The sequence below is a fragment of the Tsukamurella sp. 1534 genome (assembly GCF_000312385.1).
In the GTDB taxonomy this organism is placed as follows: Bacteria; Actinomycetota; Actinomycetes; order Mycobacteriales; family Mycobacteriaceae; genus Tsukamurella.
Genome location: NZ_HE997628.1, coordinates 667,732 through 684,797, shown reverse-complemented (window position 1 = coordinate 684,797; position 17,066 = coordinate 667,732). Strand labels below are relative to the sequence as shown.

16 protein-coding genes are annotated in these 17,066 nt (G+C 70.5%); 5 read left to right on the top strand and 11 right to left on the bottom strand.

All coding sequences use genetic code 11. The features are described from left to right. The first annotated feature begins 299 nt into the window (after window positions 1-299). A complete protein-coding gene (locus BN39_RS23740; protein ID WP_040769095.1) occupies window positions 300-812 on the top strand; it encodes a DUF402 domain-containing protein in 513 nt (170 codons plus the stop codon). Here BN39_RS23740 and BN39_RS21330 read toward each other — a convergent pair. After that, complete coding sequence (locus BN39_RS21330; protein ID WP_019204486.1) at window positions 799-1,557, bottom strand: TetR/AcrR family transcriptional regulator; 759 nt, start codon at window positions 1,555-1,557, stop codon at window positions 799-801. The two genes, BN39_RS23740 and BN39_RS21330, sit on opposite strands and share 14 nt — an antisense overlap. Between BN39_RS21330 and BN39_RS21325 the strand changes: the two genes are divergently transcribed. Together BN39_RS21325 and BN39_RS21320 are read left to right on the top strand one after the other, a co-directional pair. Further along, window positions 1,556-3,349 carry a DEAD/DEAH box helicase gene (locus BN39_RS21325; protein WP_019204485.1) on the top strand — a complete coding sequence of 598 codons (1,794 nt, stop codon included), beginning with the start codon at window positions 1,556-1,558 and terminating at the stop codon, window positions 3,347-3,349. The genes BN39_RS21330 and BN39_RS21325 overlap by 2 nt on opposite strands. Next, a complete protein-coding gene (locus BN39_RS21320) occupies window positions 3,346-3,906 on the top strand; it encodes an SWIM zinc finger family protein (protein ID WP_019204484.1) in 561 nt (186 codons plus the stop codon). Before BN39_RS21325 ends, BN39_RS21320 begins: the two co-directional genes overlap by 4 nt. Here BN39_RS21320 and coaE read toward each other — a convergent pair. The 9 genes from coaE to eltD are packed head-to-tail and all read right to left on the bottom strand — an operon-like array spanning window position 3,885 to window position 13,606. Then, a complete protein-coding gene (gene coaE, locus BN39_RS21315) occupies window positions 3,885-4,784 on the bottom strand; it encodes a dephospho-CoA kinase (protein WP_019204483.1) in 900 nt (299 codons plus the stop codon). The genes BN39_RS21320 and coaE overlap by 22 nt on opposite strands. A 19-nt stretch (window positions 4,785-4,803) precedes the next feature. Further along, the gene (locus tag BN39_RS21310; protein ID WP_019204482.1) at window positions 4,804-5,253 is read right to left on the bottom strand and encodes a ribose-5-phosphate isomerase; all 450 of its coding nucleotides are present in this window, start codon (window positions 5,251-5,253) and stop codon (window positions 4,804-4,806) included. Further along, the gene (locus BN39_RS21305; protein ID WP_019204481.1) at window positions 5,250-6,986 is read right to left on the bottom strand and encodes a dihydroxyacetone kinase family protein; all 1,737 of its coding nucleotides are present in this window, start codon (window positions 6,984-6,986) and stop codon (window positions 5,250-5,252) included. The genes BN39_RS21310 and BN39_RS21305 overlap by 4 nt, the downstream gene beginning before the upstream one ends. Next, the gene (locus BN39_RS21300; protein WP_019204480.1) at window positions 6,983-8,104 is read right to left on the bottom strand and encodes an ABC transporter ATP-binding protein; all 1,122 of its coding nucleotides are present in this window, start codon (window positions 8,102-8,104) and stop codon (window positions 6,983-6,985) included. Before BN39_RS21300 ends, BN39_RS21305 begins: the two co-directional genes overlap by 4 nt. Further along, complete coding sequence (locus BN39_RS21295) at window positions 8,101-9,216, bottom strand: ABC transporter ATP-binding protein (protein WP_019204479.1); 1,116 nt, start codon at window positions 9,214-9,216, stop codon at window positions 8,101-8,103. Before BN39_RS21295 ends, BN39_RS21300 begins: the two co-directional genes overlap by 4 nt. Continuing rightward, on the bottom strand, window positions 9,216-10,106 hold the full coding sequence (locus BN39_RS21290) for a carbohydrate ABC transporter permease (protein WP_019204478.1): 891 nt from the start codon (window positions 10,104-10,106) through the stop codon (window positions 9,216-9,218). Before BN39_RS21290 ends, BN39_RS21295 begins: the two co-directional genes overlap by 1 nt. 1 nt (window position 10,107) lies before the next feature. After that, complete coding sequence (locus tag BN39_RS21285; RefSeq protein ID WP_040768803.1) at window positions 10,108-11,067, bottom strand: carbohydrate ABC transporter permease; 960 nt, start codon at window positions 11,065-11,067, stop codon at window positions 10,108-10,110. An 11-nt stretch (window positions 11,068-11,078) separates the two neighbouring features. Further along, window positions 11,079-12,473 (bottom strand): extracellular solute-binding protein, encoded by a 1,395-nt coding sequence (locus tag BN39_RS21280; RefSeq protein ID WP_371190640.1) that lies wholly within the window; start codon window positions 12,471-12,473, stop codon window positions 11,079-11,081. Between the two features lie 44 nt (window positions 12,474-12,517). Further along, window positions 12,518-13,606: an erythritol/L-threitol dehyrogenase gene (eltD, locus tag BN39_RS21275; RefSeq protein ID WP_019204475.1), complete on the bottom strand. Its 1,089-nt coding sequence runs from the start codon at window positions 13,604-13,606 to the stop codon at window positions 12,518-12,520. 150 nt (window positions 13,607-13,756) lie between these two features. Between eltD and BN39_RS21270 the strand changes: the two genes are divergently transcribed. Beyond that, window positions 13,757-14,776 carry a sugar-binding transcriptional regulator gene (locus tag BN39_RS21270; protein ID WP_019204474.1) on the top strand — a complete coding sequence of 340 codons (1,020 nt, stop codon included), beginning with the start codon at window positions 13,757-13,759 and terminating at the stop codon, window positions 14,774-14,776. Continuing rightward, window positions 14,773-15,561, top strand: a complete 789-nt coding sequence (locus tag BN39_RS21265; protein WP_019204473.1) for a glucose 1-dehydrogenase — start codon at window positions 14,773-14,775, stop codon at window positions 15,559-15,561. Before BN39_RS21270 ends, BN39_RS21265 begins: the two co-directional genes overlap by 4 nt. Before the next feature lie 32 nt (window positions 15,562-15,593). Here BN39_RS21265 and BN39_RS21260 read toward each other — a convergent pair whose 3' ends face one another. Further along, a complete protein-coding gene (locus tag BN39_RS21260) occupies window positions 15,594-17,066 on the bottom strand; it encodes an FGGY-family carbohydrate kinase (RefSeq protein ID WP_019204472.1) in 1,473 nt (490 codons plus the stop codon).

Genomic DNA, 17,066 nt, shown 5'->3' with positions numbered 1-17,066 from the left:
TCCGGGATGAATCGGCATCGTTCGAGATCAACGTCGACGGGGCGGCCGCGGTCGCGTCGGTCGCGGGCGGCTGGCTCGACCTGCACGTCGCGGACGCCGCGGAGGACGCGGTGCCGGCGCTGCTCGACGAGGTGCGGGGGCGGGCCGCCGGGCTGGACGGCGTGTTGCTCCGCACTTCGGACGAGGCCCTGTCCGCGCTGCTGCGGCGCAACGGTTTCCGCCCGTCGGGCGCGATATCCGGGCGGCCGCGCGGAGGTGTGGAGACCACGCTCGTACTGCGCCCGGGCGACGACGCCGCAGTGGACGACGGCGGGGTGCACGCGCCGAAGCGCGAGGCCTTCGAGACGGCGGCGCGCACCAACACCGACCCCAAGGGCTTCGTCCGGGAGGTCGAGGAGTTCCGGGAGGAACCGTTCGGGCTGTACATGTTCCGGCGGTCGGACCATCCGAGGTTCGACGCGCTCGAATCCTGGCTGCTGCCCGGGCTGGACGTGCGGGCGAACGTCTTCCACTTCACCGCCGGCAACGAGCGGGATCAGGGCGTCTACCTCGACATCGCCGGCGTCTCCCGCGAGGGGGCGGTGTGGCGCACGGAGGACTGGTACCTCGATCTGGTCGAGCATCCGGGACGGCCCGTTGAGCTGATCGACGTGGACGAGCTGCTCGCCGCGTCGGCGGCGCAGCTCCTGGACACCGCGACCGCCGAACGCGCGATCCGCGCCGCGACCCGCGCCGTCGCGGGGGTGACGGCCCACGGACACAACGTCGACGCGTGGCTCGCCGCGGCGGGCGCGCCGGTCAGCTGGCGCTGAGGCCCGGAATCCTCGATTCCAGCCCGTCGAGCAGCACCATGAGGCCCAGTTCGAAGCCGGCATCCGGATCGCCGGGGCCGCTGTAGTGCTGTCCGACGACGGAACCGACGCGCCCAGCGAGCGGGTACCTCCCGGACGGCATGAGGGTCGCGATCTCCGGCCCGACGACCTCCCACCACTGCGCATCGGTCATCGGCCGGGACGCCGCGCCGCGCGCGCCGGAACTGCGCGCCGCACCTGCGGCGAAGCTCTCGAGGAGCACGATCAGCCAGTCGCGTTCGAGGTCGCCGATCGGCACCTCCTCCAGCAGCGCGAGTTGCGCCTCGTACTGCCCGATCCTCCCGGGCCCCAGCACGTCGCGCCAGGACGGCGCTTCGAGTAGCCAGGTGTGCGCGAGGTACTCGTCGCGGCGCGCGCGGACGACCGCCATGAGGGAGTCCCGCAGCGTGGCGAGGCGCACGACGGGTGGCTGCCCCGCCGCGACCGCGTCGACCATGAGCGCCACCAGAACGTCCCGGGTCGGCACGTAGGTGTACACGCTCATCGGCCCGACACCCAGGCGCGCGGCGAGGGCGCGCATCGTCACCGCCGGCAGCCCTTCGGCGTCGGCGAGTTCGATCGCGGCCGCGACCACCCGGTCGACCGTGAGCCGTTGTTTGGGCCCTTTGCGCGGCAGCGCCGGACCTCCGGTCTCCGCACGCCAGAGCAGGCGGACCAGGGCGCGCGCCTCGTCATCGGGAGTCATGGCGATTTTCTCCGTACTGTGTATACTGTTCGAGTACTCCGTACAACGTATCTTAAATCGGATCGGCCCGAAGGACACCCCGCTGAGCCTCGAAGTCACCTACCTCTCCGATCTCCACCAGTTCGCCCTGTGGTCGTCGCACGACCTCGACACCCCCGCCCGCACGACCGCGGTACCGCTCGCCGTCCCCGTCGACGGTGCGCTCGCAGTCCGGGACGTGCGCTGCGACGTCGTCGACATCACGGCGCTGCCCGCCGCCGCCCGTCCGTCGGCGTCGCACGCCGCCTGGGCCGAGCGGGTCTCCTCCCCCGGCGCCGACGGTCCGCTGCCCATCGCCGCACACGCCGAACCCGACCCCACGGCGACGGCCGTCACCTCACCCGAGTACGCCGCCCGGGCGTTCTCGGACGCGGCGGCCCTGGCGGGGCCGCTCGGCGACACCATCGACGGGACGCTCCGCCCCTACCAGCTCGCGGGGGTCGCCTGGCTGCTGCGCGCCGTCGAGGATCACGGCGGCGCACTCCTCGCCGACGAGATGGGGCTGGGCAAAACGATGCAGGCGGTCGCGGCACTGTCCCTCCTCGACCCCGGCCCCCACCTCGTGGTCTGCCCCACCAGCCTGGTCACCAATTGGCGGCGTGAGATCGCGCGATTCGCACCGGCACTGGCCGGCGAGATCACCGTGATCTCCTACGCGCGGCTCCGCCTCTCGGGCGCGCAACTCGCGGAGAAGCGCTGGGGCGCGGTGGTGTTCGACGAGGCGCACACGCTGAAGAACCCTCGGACCCAGGTGTCGCGCGCGGCGCGGGAGCTGGACGCCCGGGCGCGGATCGCCCTGACGGGCACGCCCATCGAGAACACGCTCGACGACCTCTGGTCGATCCTGCGCGTCGTCGCCCCGGCGATGTTCCCCGTCCGGGCGGTGTTCCGGCGGCGCTTCACCAAGGCCGTCGCCGCGGGGGACGACGGCGCCCTCCGCCGGCTCCGCGCGGCCGTGGCCCCGGTGATGCTCGCCCGCACCAAGGAACGCGCCGCCGGAGCCCTGCCGCCCAAGATCGACAATCCGGTGCTCTGCGACCTCACCGACGAGCAGGCCCGGGCCTACGACGCGTGCCTGGCGCGCGCCGCCGACGACGGCTTCGGGACCGGAGTCGCGCGCCACGGGCGCCTACTCGCGGTTCTGACCTCGCTCAAGCAGATCTGCAATCACCCCGCGCTGCCCACCGGCGTTCCGCCCGCCGGCGAACCCGGGCGGTCGGGCAAGCTCGACGTGGCGATGGAGATCCTGGAGGCGAACATCGCCTCGGACCGACCGACGCTGGTGTTCACGCAGTACCGGGACACGGGTGCGCTGCTGGCCCGCGCCGCTTCCGCCGCGGCCGGCGAGGAGGTGCCGTTCTTCCACGGCGGACTGTCGACTGAGGAACGGGCGGCGATCGCGGACGGATTCCAATCCGGTGAGGGGCCGGGGGTGCTCGTGATGAGCCTCAAAGCAGGCGGCGCCGGGCTCACCCTGACCCGCGCGTGCGACGTGCTGCACTTCGACCGCTGGTGGAACCCCGCGGTGGAGGCGCAGGCTACGGACCGCGCGCACCGCATCGGGCAGGACCGGCCGGTCACGGTGACCACGCTGACGACGGCCACCACGCTGGAGGAGCACATCGACGGGATGCACCGCCGGAAAGCGCTTCTGGGCGTGCACGCGGACGACCGGTCCATCGTCTCCGAACTGGCCTCGCTCGCGGACGACCGCCTGCTCGACGTCCTACGCCGCAACCGGGAGGAAGCATGACCACACCTCGATTCGGGTTCACCGCATGGGGGTTCGACCTGGTCCGGATCGCCGAGCCGGTCACGGCGAGCCGCCCCAACACCGCGGCGCCCCGCGCCCGGATGATCGCGCGCAACGGCGGCGTGGCCCTCGAGACCGACGGCCGGCAGGTGACGGCCCGCGTCCACAGCGGCAGCCTGGCATCGCTCGCACACCTGGAGTTCGCCGCCATGGCCCCCGCCACGGCGACGGCCCTGCGGGCGACGCTGGGCAATCGGCACGAACCCGACGATGCGACGCACGCGGCGCTCGTCGCCGCGGGACTGCGCCCCGCGCCGGTGCTGGAGGCGGCCGACTGCTCCTGCCGGGCCCGGTCCACGGCCTGTGTGCACGTGCTGGCGGCGCTGTACGCGCTCGCCGCGCTCGTCGACCACGAGCCGGTGACCGCACTCGCCATCCAATCCGCCGGCGGCTCGGGCGCACCGGCCGACGAAGCCGGGCGGGCGCGGCCCGTGCCGCGCTGGACGCCGCTGGCGGCGCTCCACGCGCGGGACTACTACGCCCCCGCGGGGCCCTGAGCGGCGACCCGGACCGTCACCGCGCGGCCCGGGTCGGAGCCCCGGAACTCGTCGGTGTCGCCGACGCGGGCGAAGCCCGCCTCGCCGAGGCGGCCCGCCACGTCGCCGGTGGCGACCCCGTCGGCGAGCACGACCTCCGCGGCCGCTCCGGTGTCGCCGACGGCCGTGACCCGCGTCGCCTCGGCACCGAGCGTGACCCAGAGCCGGCCCACGAGGCGCTCCCCGTAGGCGCGGTCCTGCACCGCGGGGGCGTCCTCGGCGGCCCGCCGAGAATTGACGTTGGCCGCGTACGGCGCGATGCGCTCGGACCACAGGGCGCGGACGGCCTCGCGGGTCTCCTCCTCGGTCCCGGTGTTCTCGAGCCAGACATCGGCCACGGCGCGGCGTTGCTCGTCGGTGGCCTGGGCCGCGATGCGTGCCCGGGCGTCCTCCTCGGCCATGCCGCGGGACTCCACCAGACGCCGCACCCGCTCCTCGGCATCGACCCACACGATGATCACGAGGTGGAACATCGGAGCCGCCTGGTTCTCCACCAGGAGCGGGATGTCCTGGACGATCACGGCATCGGGCCCCGCGGCCACGATCAGCTCCTGCGAACGCGCGCCCACGAGCGGGTGGGTGATGGCGTTGAGCCTGGCACGGGACTCGTCGTCGGAGAAGGCGATCGCCGCCAGGGCGGGCCGGTTGAGGCTGCCGTCCTCGGCGAGGATCCCGTCGCCGAAGGCCTCTACCAGGGCCGCGAGTCCGGGCGTGCCCGGCTCCACCACCTCGCGGGCGATCTTGTCGCCGTCCACGATCACGGCCCCGAGGGCGGCGAGCTCCCGCGCCACCGTCGACTTGCCCGCGCCGATTCCGCCCGTGAGCCCGATCCGCAACATGCGACCTACAGTAGTGGCTTCACTCGTACTCGCCGATCGCGCACACCTTCTCCGCCGAGGGGCTGTGCGGGTCGAACTCGTAGGCGAGCCACTCGCGCGCCAGCCGCCGCGCCAGTTCCAAGCCCACGACGCGCTGTCCGAAGCACAGCACCTGCGCATCGTTCGACAGGATCGCGCGTTCCACTGAGAAGCTGTCGTGCGCGGTGACCGCGCGGATGCCCTTGACCTTGTTGGCCGCGATCGCCACGCCGAGCCCGGTGCCGCACACCAGGAGTGCGCGGTCCGCGACGTCGTCGACCACCAGCCGTGCGGCCGCGACCGCGACGTGCGGGTAGGCGGTGTGTTCGTCGCCGCCGACGCCGACGTCGGTGACCGACGCGACCCGCGGATCGGCCTCGAGATCACGCTTGAGCGCTTCCTTGTACTCGTACCCGGCGTCGTCCGCGCCCACCACGATGCGCAGGCTCATCGCCTCTCTCCTTCCTGGTAATGGCGTCCCACCGTCTCGAGGCACAACGCCAGGGACACGGCGCCGGCGTCGGGGGTCCCGACGCTCTTCTCCGCCAGGGGGCGCGCACGGCCGATCTTCGGAACCAGAGCCGCGGTGTCCGCCGCGGCTCGGACGGCGACCTGCGCGGCGTTCGCCCACGCCGTCGTCCACCGGGTGCCGCCGGCGACGTCCCTCTCGAACTCCGTCACGAAGGGCGACAGGGCGTCGACCATCGTCTTGTCCCCGGGCCGGGCACCACCGAGCCGCAGGACGGCGTCCAGTGCCGCGGCCGCCGCACGTGCGACCTCGTGTGAGCGGGGTGTGCCGGCATCGCCGAGTTCCCCGCCGAACGCCTCCAGCATGGCGCCCCACAGGACCCCCGAGGTGCCGCCCGCCCGGGCCGCCCACTCCCGGCCCGCGGCCGAGAGGACGGACGCCGGTCCGGCCCCCGCCGCCGCGACGCTCGCCGCCGCCGCGGCCGCCGCGGCCGATCCCTTCGCCATGCCCCGGCCGTGGTCGCCGTCGCCCGCCACCGCGTCGATCCGGCCGAGCTCGTTCTCGCGCTCCGCGAGCAGGTCCGCGAGCTCCGCGAGAACCGACGAGGCGTCCGTCCCGGCCGCCGCCCCGGCCTCGTCGGCCTCCGTCCCCGCCCCTCCGGCCGCGACCTCCGCCGGGGCCGCTGCGTCGCGGGCGGACCGTCGCGCGCCGGCACGATCGACGGCTCCCTTGCGGTACGCGGGGGCGTCCGCGGCGGCGCGCCAGAATCGTTCCAACTCGTCGTCGAGCCACATCACCGTGAGCGAGCATCCCGCCATGTCGAGGCTGGTCACCAACTCGCCGACTTCGGGCTCGACGACGGTGTACCCCCGCTCCCGCAACAGCTTCGAGGCTTCGGCCCACACCGCGAACAGTTCCTCGTACTTGGTCCGTCCCAGGCCGTTGAGGATCACCGCGACTCTCCCGGGCGGCACACCGGGCCTGTCCTCCAGCACACCGTCGACGAGGAGCCCTGCCAGCTCGGCCGCCGACGTCATCGGTTTGTCCGCGATCCCCGGCTCGCCGTGGATCCCGAGGCCGACGCCCATCGAACCCGGCCGAACGCTGAACAGAGGCGTGTCCGCGCCGGGCATGGTGCAGCCGTCGAAGGCGACGCCGAGGGTTCGCGTGGCGTCGTTGGCGGCGCGGGCCACGCGGACCACCTCCGCGAGGTCCATCCCCGACTCCGCTGCCGCCGACGCGCACTTGAAGACGGTGAAATCGCCTGCGATGCCGCGGCGCCGGGTCTCTTCGCCCCGGGGCGCGGAGGCCACGTCATCGGTGACGGCGAAGTACTCGGCCTCGATCCCGTCGCGGCGGAGATGATCGACCGCGAGGGTGAAGTTCATGACGTCCCCCGCGTAGTTCCCGGTGGTGAGCAGCACGCCGGCGTCACCGTGCGCTGCCCGAGCGACCGATTCCGCCTCGCGGGCGGACGGCGAGGTGAACACGTTCCCCACCACGGCTCCGTCGGCGAATCCGGTCCCCACCACACCGCAGAACGCCGGGTAGTGGCCCGAACCTCCCCCGACCACGACGGCGACCTTTCCCGGCGGTGTCGTGGTGGCACGGACCACGCCGCCGTCCACCCCGACCACGCGCTCCGCGTGCGCATCGAGGAATCCGGCCAGCGCGTCCTCGGTGAACCGGGCCGGATCGTTGTACAGCTTGGTCATCGGAGTCTCCCTCCGGTCTCGGCATCGAACAGGTACACCCGTTCCGGGGGCGCGGTGACGACGGCGTCGTCACCGGGCTCGAACCGGTCCTGGGCCGGGGTCACGACCACGACGGGATCGGCGACGCCGGGAACCGCGACGGTCGCCAGCCCGTACTCCAGCAGGTGCTCGAAATAGGTCACGCGGCAACGCACGCCGTCGGCGCCGTCGTCCGCGACGAGCGCACAATCCTGCGGACGCAGGCCGACGGTGACGGTCGCCTCCGCGCCGAGCGACCCGCGTACCGACGTCGCGAACGATCCGCCGTCGCCGATCCGCACGGCCGCTCCGCCGTCTCCCGCCGCGCCGGCGATCACGTTGATCTTCGGCTCGCCGACGAACTCCGCGACGAACAGGTTCTCCGGGTCGTCGAAGACCTCGTCGGGCGTGCCGAACTGTTGCACGACACCCTGATTCATCACTGCGAGCCGGTCCGCGAGGGACAACGCCTCCACCTGGTCGTGCGTGACGACGATCGTCGTGTACCCGAATTCGCGCTGCAGCGCCTTGAGTTCGCGGCGCACCCGGTTCCGTGCCGATGCATCGAGGTGGCTGAGCGGCTCATCCAGGAGGAGCACAGGTGGATTACGCACCAGTGCCCTCGCGAGGGCGACGCGCTGCTTCTGGCCGCTGGACAGTCCTGCCGGGCGCAGCGGCAGGAGGTCCTCCATCTCCAACCGAGCGGTGATCGAATCCACCATTTGCTCGGCACCGGAAACCTTGCGCGCCTTGAGGCCGTACAGCAGGTTCTCACGCACGTCCAGCGGCGGGTAGAGCGCGTAGCTCTCGAACCCGACGCCGATGCCGCGCTTGGCGGCCGGCATCTGCGACACCTCGGTATCGCCGATCCGGATCGAACCGCTGGTGACCGTCTCGAGGCCGGCGATCATGCGGAGCGTGGTCGTCTTGCCGCAGCCGGACGGACCGAGCAGCGCGACCAGCTCTCCCGGCCGGACGTCGAGATCGATCCCCTTGACGGCCTGGAACTCCTCTCGGCCGCGGGCGGAGTAGGTCTTCACGAGGTCCGTGAGGGTGAGCCCGCGCGCGCCGCGGGACGGTGCCGTCGTGGCTTCTGTCATCGTGATTCCTCCTCGGTGCGGCCGGCCTGTTCCAGGCGCGGGGTATCTCCGTCGCCCGCCTCGAAGACGTGCACATCGGTGGCGGCGACCGTCAGCGCCACGCGGTCGCCCTCGGCCAGCCCCCGCCGGGCGGATGCCAGCACGATCAGCTCGACGCCGCCCACGTCGACGGCCAGCTCCACGTCGCGGCCGAGCCGCTCGATCTGGGTGATCGTCGCGGGAATCCCCGCGTCCGCGTCATCGGTGTCCACGTGCAGGTCACACGGCCGCAGGCCGAGTCTGACCGGGCGTCCGGGCTCCGCGCGCAGCCCGGCGGGCGTCGGAACCGTCGCTCCCGCCCGGCCGAACGAGATCCGGCCCGCACCCACCACGGCGTCGACGAGATTCATCTCCGGCTGGCCGAGCGAGCGCGCGACGAACGTGTCGGCCGGGCGGTGCCACACCTCCTCCGGCGTGCCCACGTGGACGAACCGCCCGTCGCGCATCACCGCGATCCGGTCTCCCAGGGAGAGCGCCTCCTGGTAGTCGTGGGTGACGTACACCGTGGTCGTGTCCGATACCGCGCCCAACTGCCTCAGCTCGGCTCGCATCTCGGCGCGCAGCTTGGCGTCGAGGTGACTGAGCGGCTCGTCGAGCAGGTACACGTCCGCCGGGCGCACCAGCACCCGGCCGAGCGCCACCCGCTGGCGCTGGCCGTTCGACAGCTCGCGCGGGAAGCGCCTGAGCAGGTGCTCGATCCCCAGTGTGGTGGTCACCTGCCGGATCCGTTCCTCCTGCTCCTGTCTCGAGTACGTGCCCGTGCGCCCCGAGCGGAGCGGCGAGGCGAGGTTCTCGCTCACCGTCTTCTGCGGGTACAGGGCGTAACTCTCGAAGGCCATCGCCACGTTCCGGTGGTACGGCTCGGCCAGGGTCATGTCGACCCCGCCGATCCGTACGCTGCCGCCGTCCACGTCGACCAGTCCGGCGATCGACTTGAGGGTGGTCGTCTTCCCCGCGCCGGAGGGGCCGAGGATCACGAAGAACTCCCCGTTCCCGATCGACGCGGTGACGCCGTCCACCGCCGTCGTCTTCCCGAAGCGCTTCGCGACTTCGGTGAGCTCGATCGTCGCCATCAGGCCTTCACCGCCCCGAACGAGAGGCCGCGCACCAGGTACCGCTGGATGGTGAGGGCGAGGATCAACGGTGGTAGCGCGGCGATCACCGCGGCCGCCGCGGTCAGGTTGTAGTAGGCCTGGCCGCCTCCGCCCAGGAACTTGGTGATGGCCACGGTCACTGTGCTCGCGTTCGAGTCGGCGAGGATCAGCGGGAAGATGTAGCTGTTCCACGCGAAGATGAACGCGAGTAGCGCCGCAGCGGCGATGCCGGGCCGCACGATCGGTAGCGCGACCATCACGAACGCCCGTGTGCGGGTGTAGCCGTCGAGGAGCGCCGCCTGCTCGAGATCCTCGGGCAGATCCTGGAAGTACGAACGCAGGATCCAGACGACCAGCGGCATGGTGACCAACTGCAGCACCCAGATCATGCCGACAGTGGTGTCGAAGAGCCCGATCTGGTTGTAGATGACGAACAACGGGACGATCACCATGAGCTCCGGTGCGAACCGGAAGGACAGCATGTTGAACATCAGGTCCTCGCTGCCCCGGAACTTCCAGCGTCCTGCCGCGTATGCGGCGGGGATGCCGATGACCAGTGAGACCACAACGGCACCTGCACAATTGAGGAGACTGGTGAACAGGGAGGTCTTGAAATCGACGCTGGTCATCGCCGTGCCCTTGTCGGAGAGCACCGTGGCGAAGTTGGACCATGTCGGGGAGAACCGGAAGTAGGTGGTCGTCTGCTGCTCGCTGTTCTTGAGAGCCAGGATCACCATCCAGATGATCGGGAACAGGGAGAACACGAACCAGGCGATCAACGTGAGGTCGCCGGCCACCGACCCCGGCGTCAGGCGTTTCCGCCCGGGCAGGAGATCCGTGGGGGCGAGGAAGTTCCTCGATGCGGGCATGTCAGGACTCCGCTCCGGCAGCTCGACGCTGCGCTTTGCCCAGCACGCCGACGAGCACGCGTGCCGTGATGAACACGATGATCCACAGCAGGAACATGTAGGTGCTGCCGCGGGAGTAGTTGAGATTGATGATCGAATCCTCGAACGCGCCGATCTGGAGCGAGCGCGTCGCGACGCCCGGTCCGCCGGCCGTGAGGACGTAGATGTGGTCGAACACCTTGAGGTTGTCCATGAACCGGAAGATCACCGCCACCAGGATGTAGGGCCAGATCATGGGCAGCATGAGCTTGCGGAACATGTAGAACCACGGTGCGCCGTCCACCTCCGAGGCCTCGAACGGTTCTTTGGGCAGTGATCGGATGCCGGCCAGTACGAGGATCGCGACGAACGGCGTGAAGATCCAGGTATCGACGAGGATCACGGACCACAACGCGTTGGACCGGGACAGCCAGTCGAACGTGTTGCCCAGGCCGAGCATGTGATTGAGAACGCCGAACTGGGGGTTGAACATGAGCTTCCAGATCACACCGGCGATCACCGGCGCGATCATCAGCGGCAGGATCAGCACCTTCTCGAAGATCCGGCCGACCGTCGAGGATCGATTCAGGAGCAGCGCCAGCCCGACCCCGAGGACCGTTTCGATCGCGGTCGCCGCCACGGCGAACAGGCCCGTCGTCGCGACGGACGACCAGAAGACCTGGTCCCCGAGGACGGACGCGTAGTTCTTGAACCACACGAGATGCGGATCGGGGTTCACCGCAGCGTAATTGAGCAGCGAATAGTACGCACCGACCACGAACGGGTACAGGATCCCGACGACCACGACGAGCGCGGGCAGCGACAGCAGGTACGGGCGGAGGCGACGCCGCCAGCCCGGCACCGTGGGCACGGTCCGCGGGGCCTCCCCGGCCGGGGCCGACGGCGACGGCGAGACGGAGGACGCTGGAGTTGACGTTGACATGGGCGGCGCTCCTAGAGGTTGACCTTGGACGTGTTGGTCTTCGCGACGCTGCGAAGCCGCGAGGCCACGTCATCGCCGCCGTAGATGTCCTGGAGCGCCACCGCCCAGTTCATCGTGGTGTCGAAGAAGGCCTTCTGCGGGGTGAACTGGATCTTGGCCGAGGCGATCACGGTCTCGAAGGTCTCGAGGTAGCCCACCTGATCGGCCGCGACGCGCTTGAGGGTGGAATCGAACACCGACGCCCGGACGGGGTCCGCATAGGTGCCGCCCGCGACGGCCTTGGCCATCGCGGCCTTCCCCGTCGCCCACTGCATGAAGAGCCAGGCCGCCAGCTTGTTCTGCGATCGCGAGCTCATCGCCCAGCACCACGTCCACAGGTTGGTCGCGTAATTGCCGTCGGGTCCCGCGGGGCCCGGGTACCAGGCGAGATTGCCGGCCATGCGGCTGGCACCCGGCTTGTTCTTCGGGTACGTCGCCGAATCCGCGTCGTAGACCATCATCGCCGTTCCGTCGCCGAGATCGCCCGTCGCCTGCGGATAGTCGTACGTGGTCCACGACGTGGGGCCGGCCTTCTGCTGCATCTCGATCCACTTCCGGGTGAAGTCGATCGAGGCCGACGAGTCCATCGCCGCGACGAGCTGCCCGTTCTCGACCCGGTAGTCGGTGGCGCCCTCCCGCGTGTACTGCGTCATGAACCCGGGGTGGATCGTGGCCCAGGACTTCGATCCGCGGGTCGCGATCCCGTACCGGTTCTCGCTCCGATCCGTCAGGTCGATCGCCAGCTGCACGAAGTCGTCGAACCGATCGGGGAGACGGGTGATCCCGCGCTGGTCGAAGTACTGCTTGTTGTAGCAGACCACGTTGTTCTCGAACCCCCACGGCAGGGCCCATTGCCCGCCGGTGCCGAGCGGGCTCCCGACGCGGAAGTCCCATCGGGTGGAGGTGCGCAACCCTTCGAAGACGTCCTCGAAGTCGTAATCGGGCGCGGTCGCCGCCGAGTTCTCCAGCCAGGGCTGCAGATCCTCGAGCCAGTTCGGCGGGCCGTACTGCCAGATGAAGTAGGCCCCGAGCATGAACGCGTCGTGCCGTCCGGTACCGCCCGCGAGCTCCGTGTTCAGCTTCGTGAAGTAGTCGGCTTCGGGAACCAGGTCGACGACGACCTCGATTCCGGTCAGTTCGGTGAACTCCTTCAGGAGCGGTTGGTAGGCCAACTGGTAGGGGTGCGGCGTCTGCAGGACTCGGATCGTGGTGCCCGCGGCCTTGCGCCAGTCGAATCCACCGCTCACCTCGCTCGCACCGTTCGGTGCCGCGGGTCCGCCGCCGACTCCGCATGCGGAGAATGCGGCGGTGCCGAGCGCCGCGCCCGCGCCGGCGCCCAGGAGGCGGAGCAGATCGCGCCTCGTCATCCTGCCCGCAATGGGATCGCCTGTCATGGTGTGCAACTCCTCGTTCACGCCGGAAGCAGGGAGACCTTGATGGACTCGTCGCCGCGCGAGACCATGTCCAGGCCCTCCTGGAAGTCGGTCAACGGGTACTGGTGTGAACAGATCTCGTTCATCGGGAGGACCCCCGACTCGATCATCGCGATCGCCGCGGGCCAGCAGTGCGGACCGAGGTGCGCGCCGAGCACGTCGAGTTCCTTGTCGTCGCTGATGATCGACCAGTCGACGCTGACATCACTGCCGAACACGCTGTACTCGACGTACCGGCCGCACTTCCGCAGGAGATTGAGCCCCTGTGGGACGGCGGACGGGTGGCCGGTGCCCTCCAGATAGACGTCGGCGCCGTAGCCGCCGGTGAGTTCCTTGATCACCGCGACCGGATCCTGTTCCGCGATGTTGATGGTCAGGTCCGCGCCGCACGCGGCCGCGAGCTCCAGCTTCCAGTCGGACATGTCGAGTGCGATCACCGTGCCGGGGTTCTTCGCGCGCGCGCCGGCCACCATTCCGAGGCCGATCGGCCCGCAGCCCGCGATGACGACGACGTCCTCGAAGAGGATCTGTGCCCGCTCGACGGCGTGCAGCGCGCACGACAGGGGCTCCGCGTACGCGGCATGGTGCGCGGGAATCTCACCGGACACCTTGTGCACCAGAGCCTCTGCGGGATAGACCATGTAGCTCGACATGGCACCGGGAGTCCTGCGCTTGAAGCCGTACAGGTCATGGGGCTGGCACATGTGGTACTGCCCGCGCCGGCAGTACCGGCACTCCCAGCAGGGCACGATCTGCTCGGAGACCACCCGGTCACCGACCGCGATCCCCCACCGGTCGGCGGCCGCCGCGTCCAACTGCACCACCCGACCGACGAACTCGTGGCCGGGGATGACCTCGGTCTCGGCCCACGCCGGCCGGGTCTCGTCGCCCCAGAACTTCGCGGCGCCGTGGTAGCACTTGAGATCGCTCGCGCAGATCCCCACCGCCTCCACCCGGACGAGCGCCTCTCCCGGTCCGGGCTTCGGCACGGGCACTTCCTCGAGCCGGTAGTCCTCCGGGCCGTGGCACACCACGGCACTCATCGTCTCGGGTATCCGCTCCGCCATCTCGGCCTCCTCTGCCACTGAACACACCACCTCTGACGTGTCGCAGCTCACAGTAATCACGCTTCGGCACATCTGTCCAGAGAATCTGTTCAGTGGAACGAATATGGCTGAACATCTGTGCGCCCGGACGCGAAGAGGCATACTCGAACGATGGTGAGGAATGGTCCGGCGATCGGATCGCACGCGCCGGACGAGGGATCCCGGTTCAGCGACGCGCTTCTCTACCGAGCCGCGTGCGAGTACTACGAGAACGACGCGACGCAGGCACAGGTCGCGGAGACCCTCGGCGTGAGTCGCCCCACCGTGAGCAGGCTCCTCTCGGAGGCGAAGCGACGGGGCATCGTCCGCATCGAAGTCGTCTCCCCCGACCGCCGAGCGCCCGGTGACATCGCCGAACGCCTGTCCCGGGCACTCGGACTCGCCGCGGTGCACCTGAGCGCCCCCCTGCCCGGCGGCGACGCCCGGGTGGACCCGCTCCGGGCCATGGGCCCGGTCCTCGCGCCGGCCGTCGGTCGAGCCCTCTCGGGCGCGGGGCTCGTGAGTGGCGACGTCCTGCTCGTGAGCTCCGGCCGTACGGTCTACGAAGTGGCACAACACCCGCTCCCGGCGCTCCCGGGTGTCCTCGTCGCGCCGACCGTCGGCGGCAACGACCAGCCCGAGGGCTGGTATCAGACGAACGAGATCACCCGATTGGTCGCGGATCGTGTAGAAGGCAGGGCCACCTACCTCTTCGCTCCTGCGGTTCCCGGGCCCGACCTGCACGACTCACTGGTCCGTGATCCGTCGATCCAGAGGGTCCTCCACCTGTGGCCCGATGCGCGGTGCGCGCTGATGGGCGTCGGTGCTCCGCCGTTGTCCCGCTCCGACATCCCCAGGTTCGTCCCGATGGAGTCCGCCGAGCTGCGCCGCGCCGTCGGCGACGTGTGCTCCCGGTTCTACGATCGCGACGGCGAGCCCGTGCACTTCGACGGCGATGACCGACTGATGGCCGTCGAACTCGAAGCGCTACGCCGGATCCCGGTGTCCATCGCGGTCGCCGTAGGACCCGAGAAGGCGGATTCGATCATCGCCGGCGCCCGAGGAGGCTACTTCAACCAACTGGTGACCGATCCGGGCACCGCGGCGAGCCTGCTCGCCCGGCTCGACCCCGAATCGCCGTCCCCCCGATGACGACAGCGGAGGAGCACCGCATGAACGACCGACCACTCGAGGGACGCCGAGCACTCGTCACGGGCGCCACCAAGGGGATCGGCGCCGACGTCGCCCGCGCGCTCGCCGCGGCGGGAGCGGATGTCGTACTGAGCGCGCGCGACGAGTCGGAACTGAACGCGCTGAGCGACGAGCTGGCCGCCGCGCACGGGTGCCGCACCGCGACTGCGCCCTGCGACCTCTCCACCGCGGATGGTCCCGCGGCCCTGGCAGACCGCGCACTGTCCGCGTTCGACGGGCTCGACGTGCTCGTGAACAACGCCGGGGTGTCCTTCCCCGAACGAGTCGTGGACACCACGGCGGAGGCCTTCGATCGCACGATGGCGGTGAACCTCCGCGCCCCGGCCCTCCTGGCGGCATCGGTGGGGGCCGCGATGGTCCGTCAGGGCACGGGAGGCGCGATCGTCAACATCGCCTCCGCCGCGGCACTGGCTCCGCTCGCCGAGCACTACGCCTACAGCTCCACCAAGGCCGGGCTTCTCATGGCCACCAAGGTGCTGGCTCAGGAGCTGGGGCCCCACGGGATCCGCGCGAACACGGTCTGCCCCACCGTGGTCCTCACCGACATGGGCAGGAGGGTGTGGGGTCCCGAGGAGAAGAGCGCACCGATGCTGGCGCGGATCCCGCTGGGGCGGTTCGCGATCCCCCGCGAGGTCTCGGACGCCGTCGTCTGGTTGGCATCCGACGCCGCGAGCATGATCACGGGCGTCGACCTCCCGGTCGACGGCGGCTACACGATGGGCTGACCGAGGGGCCTCGCATCAGGACTCGGCGCGGCTCACAGCCCGCCGAGGCGATGCACCTGCTCCCTCGTAGCGGGATACAACGACGACCACACCGGGTAGATCCGCTCGTACAGTTCGACGTTGTCCTGATCGGGTTCCAACTCCCGCTCGATCGTCGCCCAGTCGGTCTCCGGCGGCACCAACCCCACGCCGATCGCGGCGAGCAGCGCGTCGCCGTAGCTGGCACCGATCGCCTGGGTGGGGATCTGCTGCCGCCGCCCCGTGACGTCGCTGACGGTCTGCGCCCAGATCGGGCTCCGCAGCCCACCGCCGACGGCGACGACGCGACGGGCGGGGGCCACCGCGTCGAACCGTTCCAGGATCTGCTTGATCCCGAACGCGATCCCCTCGTACGCAGCACGGAACAGGTGCCCCCTGGTGTGCCGCAGAGTGAGGCCGGCGACCACACCGCGCGCGTGCGGATCGAACACCGGAGTCCGCTCGCCGGCCAGGTACGGGAGGACGGCGAGACCGTCGCTGCCCGGCGGAACGACGCGGGCTTCGGTCATCAGTTCCTCGATGGGCGCGTCGCCGGTCACGGCCTGCAACCATTGCGTCAGGCTTCCCGCCGTGGAGGTACCGGCCGCCAGAGCCAGGGTGCCGCGTTCGACCCCGGTGGTGGTCCAGAGTGCGGGATCGCTGCTGAACCGGTCGATCACCTGCACCAGGAACATGGTCGACCCGTACATGAGCATCAGATCTCCGGGCTGACGGACTCCCACTGAGAAGGCCTCCGAGTACGCGTCGATCGTCCCCGCGCACACCGGGGTGCCTTCCGGCACCCCGGTCGCGGCGCATGCCTGCGCGTGGACTTGACCGACGACCTCCGAGGGCCATGCCAGCCTGGGCATCTCGAGGTGCCCGGCCAGGCGCGCCGACCACCCCGCGTCCCAGGCGAACTCGCGTGTCGCGTACATCGGATCGCACTGACTGGCCGTGTGGTGGTCGATCGCGTACTCGCCGGTCAGCTTCGCGGCGATGTACGCGTTCGATCCGTACCAGCGCCGCGCCCTCGCGAAGACCTCGGGTTCGTGGCGCCGGACCCACTCGATCTTGGGCCCCACGGCTTGACTGCTCAGCCGGGTGCCGCCGCGCTCGAGGATCGCCTCGTCGCCGAACTCCACGGTGAGAGCCTCGATCTCGTCCGCCGCACGCGTGTCGATCCCGTAGAGGATCGCGGGCCGCACCGGCCGGAGATCGTCGTCGCACAGGACCAGGCACGGCCCCACGCCGCTGACGCACATCCCCGCCACGGTGTCGGACGGTCCCACGAACCCCATGAGATGCCGACTGATCTCGCAGATCTCCGCCCACCACGTCGATTCGGCGTCCACCTCGGCCCAGCCCGGCTGCGGCAACGACATCCCGTGCGCGATGACCCGGGTCTCGACCACGACGCCGTCCGGCGTCACCAGCACTCCCTTGGTGCTCCCCGTGCCGATATCGATGCCCAGCAGGTAATCCAC

What these genes read in the sequence shown, in the direction of transcription:
- BN39_RS21295 (WP_019204479.1), bottom strand. Translation starts at nt 9,216, where the DNA reads ATGGCGACGATCGAGCTCACCGAAGTCGCGAAGCGCTTCGGGAAGACG.
- eltD (WP_019204475.1), bottom strand. Translation starts at nt 13,606, where the DNA reads ATGGCGGAGCGGATACCCGAGACGATGAGTGCCGTGGTGTGCCACGGC.
- BN39_RS21265 (WP_019204473.1), top strand. Translation starts at nt 14,773, where the DNA reads ATGACGACAGCGGAGGAGCACCGCATGAACGACCGACCACTCGAGGGA.
- BN39_RS21285 (WP_040768803.1), bottom strand. Translation starts at nt 11,067, where the DNA reads ATGTCAACGTCAACTCCAGCGTCCTCCGTCTCGCCGTCGCCGTCGGCC.
- coaE (WP_019204483.1), bottom strand. Translation starts at nt 4,784, where the DNA reads ATGTTGCGGATCGGGCTCACGGGCGGAATCGGCGCGGGCAAGTCGACG.
- BN39_RS21290 (WP_019204478.1), bottom strand. Translation starts at nt 10,106, where the DNA reads ATGCCCGCATCGAGGAACTTCCTCGCCCCCACGGATCTCCTGCCCGGG.
- BN39_RS21330 (WP_019204486.1), bottom strand. Translation starts at nt 1,557, where the DNA reads ATGACTCCCGATGACGAGGCGCGCGCCCTGGTCCGCCTGCTCTGGCGT.
- BN39_RS21280 (WP_371190640.1), bottom strand. Translation starts at nt 12,473, where the DNA reads ATGACGAGGCGCGATCTGCTCCGCCTCCTGGGCGCCGGCGCGGGCGCG.
- BN39_RS21305 (WP_019204481.1), bottom strand. Translation starts at nt 6,986, where the DNA reads ATGACCAAGCTGTACAACGATCCGGCCCGGTTCACCGAGGACGCGCTG.
- BN39_RS21270 (WP_019204474.1), top strand. Translation starts at nt 13,757, where the DNA reads ATGGTGAGGAATGGTCCGGCGATCGGATCGCACGCGCCGGACGAGGGA.
- BN39_RS21325 (WP_019204485.1), top strand. Translation starts at nt 1,556, where the DNA reads ATGGCGATTTTCTCCGTACTGTGTATACTGTTCGAGTACTCCGTACAA.
- BN39_RS21310 (WP_019204482.1), bottom strand. Translation starts at nt 5,253, where the DNA reads ATGAGCCTGCGCATCGTGGTGGGCGCGGACGACGCCGGGTACGAGTAC.
- BN39_RS21320 (WP_019204484.1), top strand. Translation starts at nt 3,346, where the DNA reads ATGACCACACCTCGATTCGGGTTCACCGCATGGGGGTTCGACCTGGTC.
- BN39_RS21300 (WP_019204480.1), bottom strand. Translation starts at nt 8,104, where the DNA reads ATGACAGAAGCCACGACGGCACCGTCCCGCGGCGCGCGCGGGCTCACC.